This is a genomic window from Rodentibacter mrazii (assembly GCF_001998825.1).
GTDB lineage: Bacteria > Pseudomonadota > Gammaproteobacteria > Enterobacterales > Pasteurellaceae > Rodentibacter > Rodentibacter mrazii.
Window position 1 is genome coordinate 1 of sequence record NZ_MLHG01000045.1, and the last position, 12,326, is coordinate 12,326.

Consider the following 12,326-nt stretch of genomic DNA (forward strand, 5'->3'; position numbering starts at 1 on the left):
TTCATAGAAGGTGGTTTTTAATTAAAAATAAAAAACCGCACCTAAAAGTGCGGTCTTTTTTTAAGCTGTTTTAATTACGCTAATTTTTTGATTTGTGCAGCTAATTTAGATTTGTGGTTCGCTGCTTTGTTAGCGTGGATTAAGCCTTTTGAAGCCATACGGTCAACAACTTTTTGCATTTCAACGAATGCTGCTTCAGCTGCTGCTTTCTCACCTGCTGCTACTTGAGCATAAACTTTTTTGATGTAAGTACGCATCATAGAGCGTTGGCTTGCGTTGTGTTGGCGGCGTTTTTCAGATTGTACCGCACGTTTTTTTGCTGACTTGATATTAGCCAAGGTCAAACTCCTAAAATTTCTGTTAATTAGTGTGACAAAATAAAGGGCGTCAATATGACGATTTTTTATACGTTTGTCAATGGAAAATTTGTGTTGATTTCGGTGAGACACAACCGAAAGTAAGCATCGTTATTTTTACAAGCGCTTTCAATAGGGGCTCACACAAACGATGTGGGCGGATTTTATCAGTTTTTTTGCGTGGAATATAGCGTAAAAACAAAATTTCTATACAATTAGGCAAAATTTTTAGCAAGAGAATAATATTTTGAGTAAACGACTTTTAAAATCGGGCGTGATTGTCAGCAGTATGACGCTATTATCGCGCGTATTAGGTTTGGCGCGTGATGTTGTCATCGCCCATCTGATTGGAGCAGGAGCGGCGGCGGATGTTTTTTTATTTGCCAATCGTATTCCGAATTTTCTCCGTCGTTTATTTGCCGAAGGGGCATTTTCCCAAGCCTTTGTTCCAGTGTTGGCAGAATATCGTAAAGGCGGTGACTTGGACAAAACCCGTGAATTTATCGGTAAAGTATCCGGCACATTAGGTGGTTTGGTGAGCATTGTGACCTTGTTGGCGATGGTCGGTTCACCTGTTGTTGCCGCATTATTTGGTATGGGCTGGTTTACCGATTGGCTGAATGACGGCCCTGATGCTCATAAGTTTGAACAAGCCTCCTTGCTATTAAAAATTACTTTTCCTTATTTGTGGTTTGTCACCTTTGTTGCTCTTTCCGGCGCGGTGCTGAATACGCTGGGCAAGTTTGGCGTGATGTCTTTTTCGCCGGTGTTATTAAATATTGCAATGATTGCGACCGCACTTTTCTTAGCTCCGAGAATGGATAATCCTGATCTTGCGCTTGCTATTGGTATTTTTCTCGGCGGTTTATTCCAATTTTTATTCCAAATTCCTTTTATGAAAAAAACCGGACTTTTGGTAAAACCAAAATGGGCATGGCACGATGAAGGCGTGGTAAAAATTCGTAAATTGATGATCCCGGCATTGTTTGGCGTATCCGTCAGTCAGATCAATTTATTACTGGATACCGTCATCGCCAGTTTTCTCATGACGGGTTCCATTAGTTGGCTTTATTATTCCGACCGTTTGTTGGAGTTTCCTCTCGGTTTGTTCGGCATTGCCATTTCCACGGTGATTTTACCTACCCTCGCACGTCATCATGTCAATCGGGAAGATAATTCCGAACAAAGTGCGGTAGATTTTCGCAATACCATGGATTGGGGCGTGCGGATGATTTTATTACTTGGCGTACCTGCTGCGGTGGGCATTGCTGTACTGGCGCAACCCATGCTACTCACTCTTTTTATGCGGGGAAGTTTTACCTTTAACGACGTGCATTCTGCCTCCTATTCTTTGTGGGCGTTTAATGCCGGCTTGTTGAGTTTTATGCTGATTAAAATTCTTGCCAATGGCTACTACGCTCGTCAAGACACTAAAACGCCGGTAAAAATCGGCATTATCGCCATGGTGAGCAATATGGGATTTAATGTGTTGGCGATTCCCTTTAGTTATGTGGGGCTAGCGATGGCTTCTGCCATGTCCGCTACCCTTAATGCTTACCTACTTTATCGTGGTTTGGTGAAATCCGATGTGTACCATTTTTCACGCCAAAGTGCGGTCTTTTTCGTGAAAGTTTTGTTGGCTGCCTGTGTTATGGGAGCATTGGTGTGGTATTACACGCCTGTGATTAATGAATGGGCTGTGATGAGTTTTATGCAACGGGTTCATTGGTTGGCTTGGCTCATTGCACTTGCGGCGATAGTTTATGGCGGAATGTTGGTTTTGTTAGGCATTCGTCCGCACCATTTGCTGACAAAAAACTAACTTACCGCTATAATGCCGAAATTCTGAAATTTTCTTGGGTAAGGTCATGCAATTAATTCGTGGGCTACATCATGCAAGCCGAGTTTTACAAGGTTGTGCGCTCACAATCGGCAATTTTGACGGGGTGCATTTAGGTCATCAAGCGGTGTTACACCACCTTCGCCAAAAAGCGGATGAATTAAATTTACCTATGGCGGTATTACTATTTGAACCGCAGCCCCGAGAATATTTTATGGGGGATAATGCACCGGCACGTTTAATGCGCTTGCGTGATAAGCTTTATTATTTACGGCAAGCCAGGGTAGATGTGGTTATTGTCGCGAAATTTGACTGCACTTTTGCTGAGCAATCGGCACAACAGTTTATTGAACAAACATTAGTAAATCAGCTCCACGTAAAATTTTTAAGCATTGGCGATGATTTTCAATTCGGTGTAAATCGCCAAGGCAATTTTGCGATGTTAAAACAAGCGGGTGAGCGTTTTGGTTTTACCGTGGAAGATAATCATAGTTTCTGTTTGGATGAACAACGCATTAGTAGTACTACCATTCGGGGAGCCTTAGCAAAAGATGAATTATCCCTTGCAGAAAGTTTGTTAGGCAAGCCTTATCGTATTTTTGGTCGTGTCATTCACGGCAATAAATTAGGCAGAACATTGGGATTTCCCACCGCCAATATCCGCTTGCACCGCCAAGTGAATCCGATTAAAGGGGTGTATGCGGTAAAAGTGCGGTTAAAATCCGGCGAGATTTTTAACGGTGTTGCCAATATGGGAAAACGCCCAACAATTAACGGTGTAATGCAATTATTAGAAGTGCATTTATTTGATTTTGCTAAGACAATTTATGGTGAACAGGTTGAAGTTGAGTTCTGCCATAAAATCAGAGAGGAAATGAAATTTCCTTCTTTTGATGTTTTAAAAGCACAGATTGAACGGGATGTTGAAACCGCAAAAGCGTTTTTTAGCAAGAATTTTAAAAAGTAAAAATTGGAAAATAAAATGACAGTCGATTACAAAAACACGCTTAATTTACCGGAAACAGGTTTTCCAATGCGTGGTGATTTAGCCAAGCGCGAGCCTGTGATGTTGAGAAATTGGTACGAGAAAAATCTTTACCAAAAAATTCGTAAAGCTTCAAAAGGTAAAAAGTCCTTTATTCTGCACGATGGTCCTCCTTACGCAAACGGTAACATTCATATCGGTCATGCGGTAAACAAAATTTTAAAAGATATCATTATTAAATCTAAAACCGCATTGGGTTTTGATTCCCCTTATATTCCGGGTTGGGACTGTCACGGTTTACCGATCGAATTGAAAGTAGAAGGTTTGGTGGGAAAACCAAATGAGAAAATTTCAGCAGCGGAATTTCGTCAAAAATGTCGTGAATATGCAGCGGAACAAGTGGAAGGGCAAAAGAAAGATTTCATTCGTTTAGGTGTGTTGGGGGATTGGGATAATCCGTATCTCACGATGAACTTTGATACAGAAGCCAATATTATCCGAACCCTAGGCAAAGTAATTGAAAACGGTCACCTCTATAAAGGTTCAAAACCCGTACATTGGTGCTTGGATTGTGCTTCTTCTTTGGCTGAAGCGGAAGTGGAATACGAAGATAAAGTATCACCGTCTATTTATGTCCGTTTTCCGACAGAAAGTGCGGATGAAATTGAAGCTAAATTTAATGCACAAGGTAAAGGTCATGGCAAACTTTCTGCGGTGATCTGGACAACCACACCTTGGACTCTTCCTTCTAACCGTGCCATTGCGATGAATGCAGAATTGGAATATCAACTTGTTCAATTTGGTGATGAACGCGTGATCTTGGCGGCAGATCTTGTTGAATCTGTGGCGAAAGCGGCGGGCGTTGAAAAGGTGGAAATATTGGGTTCGGTGAAAGGTCAAGCCCTTGAGTTGGTTCGATTCCGTCATCCTTTTAACGATTATACTGTGCCTGTAGTTTTAGGTGATCACGTTACGACCGATGGCGGTACCGGTTTGGTACATACTGCACCGGATCACGGTTTAGACGACTTTATTGTGGGGCAAAAGTATGATTTGCCAATGGCATGTCTCGTGTCAAATGACGGAAAATTTGTTTCTACTACACCATTTTTTGCCGGCAAGGGCGTATTTGAAGCCAATCCTCTTGTGGTGGAAAAATTGCAAGAAACAGGCAATTTATTAAAAGTGGAAAAAATTACGCACAGTTACCCACATTGTTGGCGTCATAAAACCCCGATTATTTTCCGTGCCACGCCGCAATGGTTTATCGGTATGGAAGTGAAAGGACTACGCCCACAAGCCCTTGGAGAAATCAAACAAGTGCGTTGGATCCCAAGTTGGGGACAAGCACGCATTGAAAAAATGGTAGAAAATCGTCCGGATTGGTGTATTTCTCGTCAACGTACTTGGGGTGTGCCGATGACGATGTTCGTCCATAAAGAAACAGAAGAATTACACCCTCGCACTTTAGAATTGCTTGAAGAAGTGGCAAAACGAGTGGAAAAATCCGGTATTCAAGCTTGGTGGGATTTAGACGAAAAAGAATTACTCGGTGCCGATGCTGAACATTATCGCAAAGTGCCGGATACCTTAGACGTATGGTTTGATTCCGGTTCCACCTATTCTTCCGTGGTGGCAAATCGCCCTGAATTTGCAGGTCACAGTGCGGATATGTATTTGGAAGGTTCAGACCAACACCGAGGTTGGTTTATGTCATCCTTAATGCTTTCCACTGCAACAGATAATAAAGCCCCTTATAAACAAGTACTCACCCATGGGTTTACGGTGGATGGTCAAGGACGAAAAATGTCAAAATCCATCGGCAACATTGTGACACCACAAGAAGTGATGGATAAATTTGGTGGCGATATTTTACGCTTATGGGTGGCATCAACAGATTACACCGGTGAAATGACCGTATCCGATGAAATTTTAAAACGTGCGGCGGACAGCTATCGCCGTATCCGTAACACTGCCCGTTTCTTACTGGCTAATCTCAACGGTTTTGATCCAAAACGTGATTTAGTGAAACCAGAAGAGATGATTAGTCTCGATCGCTGGGCGGTGGCTTGCGCGTTGGACGCACAAAAAGAAATTATTGATGCTTATGATAACTACCAATTCCATGCAGTAGTGCAACGCTTAATGCGTTTCTGTTCCGTGGAGATGGGGTCTTTCTATTTAGATATTATCAAAGACCGTCAATACACCACCAAAGCGGATAGTCTTGCCCGTCGTAGTTGTCAAACTGCATTGTGGCATATTTCAGAAGCCTTAGTGCGTTGGATGGCGCCGATTTTATCTTTCACTGCTGATGAAATTTGGCAATATTTACCAAAAACCGAGAATGAACGTGCGGAATTTGTCTTCACTGAGGAGTTTTACACAGGCTTATTCGGATTAGGTGAAAATGAAAAATTAGACGATGCCTATTGGCAAAAACTCATTAGTGTGCGTTCTGAAGTGAACCGTGTGTTGGAAATCGCTCGTAATGAAAAAGTGATTGGTGGTGGGTTAGAAGCAGATGTGACTCTTTATGCCAATGACGAATACCGTGCCTTACTTGAGCAACTTGGCGATGAATTACGTTTTGTGTTAATTACCTCAAAAGCGACGGTAAAACCACTTACTGATAAACCGGCCAAAGTGGCGGAAGGCGAGCTTGAGGGCATTGCGGTAAGCGTGGTGCGTTCAAGTGGTGAAAAATGTCCACGTTGTTGGCATTATTCCGACAAAATCGGCATCAACCCTCAACACCCGGCGTTATGCCCACGTTGTGTGGAAAATGTGGCAGGTAATGGTGAAATTCGCCGTTTTGCATAGTGTGATTTGTTATATTCAAAGTGCGGTTGATTTTGACCGCACTTTTCATTTATTTAGGAATTTTTATGACTAAAACCAAATCAGGTCTTTCTTTTCTTTGGCTAAGTGTAGTGGCTTTCGCCCTTGATCTATTAACCAAATATTTTGTGGTTCAAAAATTTGCCCTCTACGAGAGCGTGAATATTTTGCCGATATTTAATCTCACTTATGTGCGTAACTACGGTGCAGCGTTTAGCTTTTTAGCGGATCACGGTGGTTGGCAAAAATACTTTTTCACTGTATTGGCTATCGGTATTTCCCTGATGCTGATGTATTTTCTAAAGAAAAACACCGCAGATCAAAAATTACAGAATAGCGCTTATGCCTTAATCATTGGCGGAGCATTAGCCAATATGGTGGATCGCACCTATCACGGTTTTGTGGTGGATTTTTTGGATTTTTATTGGGATGTTTATCATTACCCCGTGTTTAATATGGCAGATGTGGCGATTTGTATTGGTGCGGGCTTGCTTATGCTAGATGCTTTTAAAAGCGAAAAGAAAAAAGGACAAGATAAACAAACAGAAAAGAGCGGTCAAAAATGAAGATAATTTTAGCCAATCCACGTGGGTTTTGTGCTGGTGTTGACCGTGCTATTAGCATTGTAGAGCTTGCCCTTGAAATTCATGGCGCACCGATTTATGTGCGCCACGAAGTGGTACATAATCGTTTTGTGGTGAATGGGTTACGTGAACGAGGAGCCATTTTTGTGGAGGAATTAAGCGAAGTACCGGACGGTGCTATTGTGATTTTCTCGGCCCACGGTGTTTCTCAAGCTGTCCGCCAAGAAGCCAAAGATCGTCAGTTAAAGGTTTTTGATGCTACTTGCCCATTAGTGACTAAAGTGCATATGCAGGTTGCGCGTGCTAGTCGTAAAGGAACAAAAGCGATTCTTATCGGGCATAAAGGTCATCCTGAAGTGGAAGGCACTATGGGTCAATACAGCAATGATGAGGGTGGTATTTATCTGGTTGAAAGCGTAGAAGACATTGCCCGTTTACCGGTTCAAGAAAGCGATGAGCTGACATTTATGACCCAAACCACCCTTTCTTTGGACGACACGGCGGAAACGATTTCAGTATTAAAAGAAAAATATCCGTCCATTCAAGGTCCGCACAAAAATGACATTTGCTATGCCACCACAAACCGCCAAGAAGCCGTGCGTGAGTTGGCAAAATTATCGGATCTCGTTTTAGTGGTAGGCTCAAAAAATTCCTCCAATTCCAATCGCTTGGCGGAACTGGCTTCTCGTATGGGGGTGCAATCTCAGCTGCTTGATGATCCAGAAGATATTCAAGCCGATTGGTTTGAAAATGTCAAAACCATTGGTATTACCGCAGGAGCTTCAGCACCGGAAGAATTAGTACAATCTATCATTGCCCGCTTAAAAGAATTTGGTGCGAATGAATTAGAAGAGCTTCAAGGATTAGAAGAAAATATGTTTTTTGAAGTACCGAAGGAATTGAGAATAAAAGAAGTGAATTAAAGAAAAAACGGTATCTCAATTGGGATACCGTTTTTTATGGCGTGATTCAATATTATGTAGCAGTTACAGAAAGTTGTTTTTTGTTCTCTTGTAGGGACACACTGCGTGTGTCCGTTATAAAATCAAATCATTTCAATATGTTACGGACACACGCAGTGTGTCCCTACATTCTGTTAAAATTTCTGTTTTTGTGCATTTGCTACATAATACTAGAGTGGTTCTAAAGTGCGGTTAAAATTATTCACAAACTCGCTTACTCGTTTGTTCATCCCTTGTGGGACCGTTGGCAAAGCCAACGTTCAAAAAACGTTGTTTTTTGTGACCGCACTTTTGGTTTAGAACGAACCTTTCAATCCAACATAAACATTGCGACCATCTTGACCGTATTCAATTGCAGTTTCGTATTTTTTATCGAAGACGTTATTCAAGTTTACATACACATTTAGGTTCGGTGAAATTTGATAATTAGCACCTAAATTAACCAAAGTGTAAGATGGCATTTCGACACGTTTTGAAGGGTAAGTTCCCCAATAAGTATCAAACCGTTTTCCAACATAAGACACGTTGATGTCAGATCCCAATTTTTCTGTGATTTGATACGATAACCTGGCATTTGCTATATGTTTAGGGCGGCGAATTAAGGTTTCACCTTCTGCACCTAATCGCGCTTCACCATTTTTGATTTGGGTATAGGTGTAGTTTGCATAAGCGGTTAAATCATCGGTGATTCTTCCTTTGTATGCGACTTCAACACCTCGTACTTTTGTTTTACCCTTCACATTAATTGCTCGGCTGACATTTGTTGCGACAGACTCGCTGCTAATAAAATTATCCACAATTCGAGCAAAGTACGTCATATCTAAGCTATGGTTCTTATCCACCGTTTCTAATAAGAAACCTAATTCTCCACCACGGCTTTTTTCTGGTTTTAACTCGGGATTGCCGATCCAAGTTATTACCGGGCCAAATGAAGATGTGCCATAGCCATAAAGTTCGGTAAAGGTAGGGTTATGCACCGCTGTACCAAAACTAGCATGAGCTTTAACATTTTCAGATAAACGATAAGCACCTGAAAGGCGACCGGTAAAGGTATTTTTGAAGTTATTACTGTCTGTAAAGCGACCACTAACAGAAAGGCTATGATCATCTTCGGTAAATAAACGATATTCTGCGGCAATACTTTTTTCCGTTAGTTTCTGCTCTCTAAATGTCGAATAGGCGGATTGTGCTTCGTAATGTGATTTTTGATATTCACCTAATAAGCTCAAGCCTTGTTTGATATAGCCTTCACGGTCGAAATTAATATCCAGTTGGTAATTGGTGTTTAGTTTTTTCCAGTCGCGAGTATAAGGGGATGCGCTGATATAGTTATAATCATTTTTGATATGGCTGACACTTGCTTTATGTTTGAATAGCTCTTGATCGCTACCAACATAACCACTTAATTTGAATGTCGTTTCACGTGTTCTGAAATAATCTTTATCCGTTGCTTCAGTAAATATTGAGGTATCATTTCTTATCGTTTGTGAAGAATGTGAGGCTAAAAGTTCAATACCTTTGTTGTTGTCATCATAGCCTAAACGTAATGAACTGTTATCACGATGGAATTTATCACGTTCAACTGCACCACCTGTTTGGATTTTCGTACCATCTGTCGCGGTATAGTTAAATTTATCTTGGCTTAATACGGAAATACCACGTGTACGATGGCTATTGCCATGAAGGGCATAGTAAAAACCTTGGTTATAACCTGAAACTGTTGCTGAGGCATCATAAGTGCCATGCGAACCTGTGCCTAAATCGAAATCGACATTAAACGGTTTCTCTTTGTAAAGTCCGCTTTTTGTTGTGATATAAACTACGCCACCAATCGCATCACTTCCCCAAAGGGCAGATTGTTCACCACGCAATACTTCAATACGCTCAATATTGCTTAATGTTAAGCCGCCAAAATCAAAACCATCATTGACAGGGTTCATTTTTACACCGTCAATAACCACAACGGTATGATTTGATTCGGTACCACGTAAAAATAGGCTGGTTACCGCACCACGTCCTCCGGTACTTGCTATCGCCACGCCTGGCACGGTTTTCAACACATCGCCCACATAAGTGGTATTACGTGATGCAAAATCTTTTTCAGTCAAAACGGTAACGGATGACGCGGTTTGATCTTGATTGACCGGTGTGGCATAAGCGGAATAAACGTTAATGGGTGGTAGTTCTGTGCGAGAAGATTTCCCATAGACAAAAGTGGAAGAACCAAGTAAAAGTGCGGTTGTGATTAGATTTTTTTTCATTGATATGTTCCTTCGGTTAAATAAAAGGGTATTTTGTCATAACTCCTTTTGCTTTCCTAATCGAGATTTTTCATATCAAGCGTTAATTTCATTCATAAAAACACGCCTATTTTTCACCGCACTTTTCGCCTTTATCCGCCCCTTGCTTTCAAGTATAATGGCGGCATTTTTCATCACATTTGATATTCAAGATTATGAGCAGTCAATTCAACGTAAAAACATTCCAAGGTATGATTCTCGCCCTGCAAGATTATTGGGCAAAACAAGGTTGCACTATTGTTCAGCCCTTTGATATGGAAGTGGGGGCAGGCACATCTCACCCAATGACCGCATTGCGTGCGTTAGGCCCTGAACCGATGGCATTTGCTTATGTTCAACCTTCACGCCGCCCGACAGATGGTCGTTATGGTGAAAATCCAAATCGCTTACAGCATTACTATCAATTCCAAGTAGTGATTAAACCTTCACCGGATAATATTCAAGAATTGTATTTAGGTTCTCTTGAAATGCTGGGTTTCGATCCAACCAAAAACGATATTCGCTTTGTGGAAGATAACTGGGAAAACCCAACACTGGGTGCGTGGGGCTTGGGCTGGGAAGTATGGTTGAACGGAATGGAAGTCACCCAATTTACTTATTTCCAGCAAGTGGGCGGATTGGAATGTAAACCAGTGACAGGCGAAGTGACCTATGGTTTAGAACGCTTAGCCATGTATATTCAAGGCGTGGATAGCGTGTATGACTTAGTGTGGTCAGACGGTCCGCTTGGCAAAACCACCTATGGCGATGTATTCCACCAAAACGAAGTGGAACAATCCACTTATAATTTTGAATATGCCAACACGGATTTCTTATTCTACTGTTTCGACCAATACGAAAAAGAAGCGCAAGAATTATTGGCACTAGAAAAACCATTGCCATTGCCTGCCTATGAACGCATTTTAAAAGCAGCACACAGTTTTAACTTGCTTGATGCACGCAAAGCCATTTCAGTAACTGAACGCCAGCGCTATATTTTGCGCATTCGAGCTTTAACCAAAGGGGTGGCGGAAGCCTATTATGCTAGCCGTGAAGCCTTAGGTTTCCCGGGTTGTAACAAATAACCCGAAAAACGACCGCACTTTAGACAGGATTAAACAGGAGATAAAAATGACCGATTACCAATATCCAAAAGATATTTACACGGAAGCCGAACCCGATGTAAACACCTTAGCCAATCTTGGACCTTTAACCGGTATGGTGGGGATTTGGGAAGGCAAACGTGGGTTGGATATCAATCCAAAAGCAGAAGGTGCGGAGAAAGATCCCTATATCGAACGTATTGAATTACAACCTATTGATGCCCAAACAAACGGTCCTCAACTTTTTTATGGTTTACGTTATCACACCCGCATAGTGCAACCCAATGAGGTGGAAACCTTCCACGATCAAGTGGGCTATTGGTTATGGGAGCCGGCAACGGGTAACATTCTTTTCACCTTAAGTATTCCACGTGGACAAACCCTAATGGCAACGGGCAATGCTAGCCCTGATGCGAAAGAATTTACCGTGAAAGCCGTTCGAGGGTCGCACACCAACGGCATTATTTCCAACCCGTTTATCGAACAAAACTTTACTACCGCAAGTTACACCATTAAGGTGAAAATCAACGATGATGGCACTTGGTCTTACGAGCAAGATACGGTAATGATTATCCCGAACTATGACGAACCTTTCCACCATACGGATCGTAACCGTCTGACTAAAATTGCAGAAGCTACGCCAAATCCGACTGCTCTTGCAGCGCAAAAAGACGCGAAATAAATAATGAAGAAAACCCTAAAAACAACCGCAAGTGCGGTCATTTTTGCCGGTGTTTTAAGTGCTTGTAGCCAAACACCTCAAACGATACAAATTGTTGAAAAACGAGATATGTATGGTTGTTTAGTTTCTGCCGGAGAAAGTTTTTCTTACACAAAACAACGATGTATATCACCGCTTAACAGTGAAGAACATTATAATCGAATGCGTGCAATTAGAGCGAAGAATAGGATAATTCATAAATAATTTTGAAGTGGAAAATTAGTTTTTGGAATTTGATATTTTATAGTTTGATTGGATATTTGCGGGTTAGTGAATGATTCAGCCTTATGAAAAATATTTAAAGGAAAATGCTCAGAAATTACGCGCTAATCAAACTGATCCGGAACGAAAACTATGGCAACGAATCAATCGGGATCAATTATTAGGTTTTCGATTTAATCGACAAAAGCCACTTTTGAATTACATTGTGGATTTTTATTGTGCTAAAGCAAAATTGATTATTGAGCTGGACGGTAGCCAACACTACGAGCCTGATTACCAAGAAAAAGATGCGTTACGAGATGCGGAACTAGCTTCGTTAGGCTTTACTGTGATGCGGTTTAGCAATGATGAAGTGATGTATGAAATTGAAGGCGTGGTTGACCAGATTTATTTGTTTCTAGAGAATAAATTAGCAAATCTCCCCTAACCCCTC

The 12,326-nt window shown here is 41.5% G+C and carries 11 protein-coding genes; 9 read left to right on the forward strand and 2 right to left on the reverse strand.

Annotated elements, in window-relative coordinates; genetic code table 11:
* Positions 1-74: 74 nt before the first annotated feature.
* On the reverse strand, positions 75-338 hold the full coding sequence (gene rpsT / locus BKK47_RS07530; RefSeq protein WP_005548279.1) for a 30S ribosomal protein S20: 264 nt from the start codon (positions 336-338) through the stop codon (positions 75-77).
* A 265-nt stretch (positions 339-603) separates the two neighbouring features.
* Here rpsT and murJ point away from each other — a divergent pair, with 265 nt between their 5' ends.
* The 5 genes from murJ (at position 604) to ispH (ending at position 7,529) form a co-directional block, all read left to right on the forward strand.
* Positions 604-2,178 carry a murein biosynthesis integral membrane protein MurJ gene (gene murJ / locus BKK47_RS07540; RefSeq protein WP_077494254.1) on the forward strand — a complete coding sequence of 525 codons (1,575 nt, stop codon included), beginning with the start codon at positions 604-606 and terminating at the stop codon, positions 2,176-2,178.
* 46 nt (positions 2,179-2,224) lie between these two features.
* A complete protein-coding gene (ribF, locus tag BKK47_RS07545) occupies positions 2,225-3,163 on the forward strand; it encodes a bifunctional riboflavin kinase/FAD synthetase (protein ID WP_077494255.1) in 939 nt (312 codons plus the stop codon).
* Between the two features lie 15 nt (positions 3,164-3,178).
* Positions 3,179-6,004: an isoleucine--tRNA ligase gene (gene ileS, locus BKK47_RS07550; RefSeq protein WP_077494256.1), complete on the forward strand. Its 2,826-nt coding sequence runs from the start codon at positions 3,179-3,181 to the stop codon at positions 6,002-6,004.
* Positions 6,005-6,069: 65 nt separating this feature from the next.
* The gene (gene lspA, locus BKK47_RS07555) at positions 6,070-6,588 is read left to right on the forward strand and encodes a signal peptidase II (protein WP_077494257.1); all 519 of its coding nucleotides are present in this window, start codon (positions 6,070-6,072) and stop codon (positions 6,586-6,588) included.
* Positions 6,585-7,529, forward strand: coding sequence for a 4-hydroxy-3-methylbut-2-enyl diphosphate reductase (gene ispH, locus BKK47_RS07560; protein WP_077494258.1), 945 nt, complete (start codon positions 6,585-6,587; stop codon positions 7,527-7,529). The genes lspA and ispH overlap by 4 nt, the downstream gene beginning before the upstream one ends.
* A gap of 335 nt (positions 7,530-7,864) precedes the next feature.
* Here the strand turns inward: ispH and BKK47_RS07565 are convergent, their stop codons facing one another.
* Positions 7,865-9,829 carry a TonB-dependent receptor plug domain-containing protein gene (locus tag BKK47_RS07565; RefSeq protein WP_077494259.1) on the reverse strand — a complete coding sequence of 655 codons (1,965 nt, stop codon included), beginning with the start codon at positions 9,827-9,829 and terminating at the stop codon, positions 7,865-7,867.
* 194 nt (positions 9,830-10,023) lie between these two features.
* Between BKK47_RS07565 and glyQ the strand changes: the two genes are divergently transcribed.
* The 4 genes from glyQ to BKK47_RS07585 all read left to right on the forward strand — a co-directional run bounded on the left by glyQ (position 10,024) and on the right by BKK47_RS07585 (position 12,320).
* Complete coding sequence (glyQ, locus tag BKK47_RS07570; RefSeq protein WP_077494260.1) at positions 10,024-10,932, forward strand: glycine--tRNA ligase subunit alpha; 909 nt, start codon at positions 10,024-10,026, stop codon at positions 10,930-10,932.
* Between the two features lie 46 nt (positions 10,933-10,978).
* Entirely contained in the window at positions 10,979-11,632 is a 654-nt protein-coding gene (locus tag BKK47_RS07575) for an FABP family protein (protein WP_077494261.1), read from the forward strand.
* 3 nt (positions 11,633-11,635) lie between these two features.
* On the forward strand, positions 11,636-11,875 hold the full coding sequence (locus BKK47_RS07580) for a hypothetical protein (RefSeq protein ID WP_077494262.1): 240 nt from the start codon (positions 11,636-11,638) through the stop codon (positions 11,873-11,875).
* 73 nt (positions 11,876-11,948) lie between these two features.
* Positions 11,949-12,320, forward strand: a complete 372-nt coding sequence (locus BKK47_RS07585; protein WP_077494263.1) for an endonuclease domain-containing protein — start codon at positions 11,949-11,951, stop codon at positions 12,318-12,320.
* The last annotated feature ends 6 nt before the right edge of the window (positions 12,321-12,326 follow it).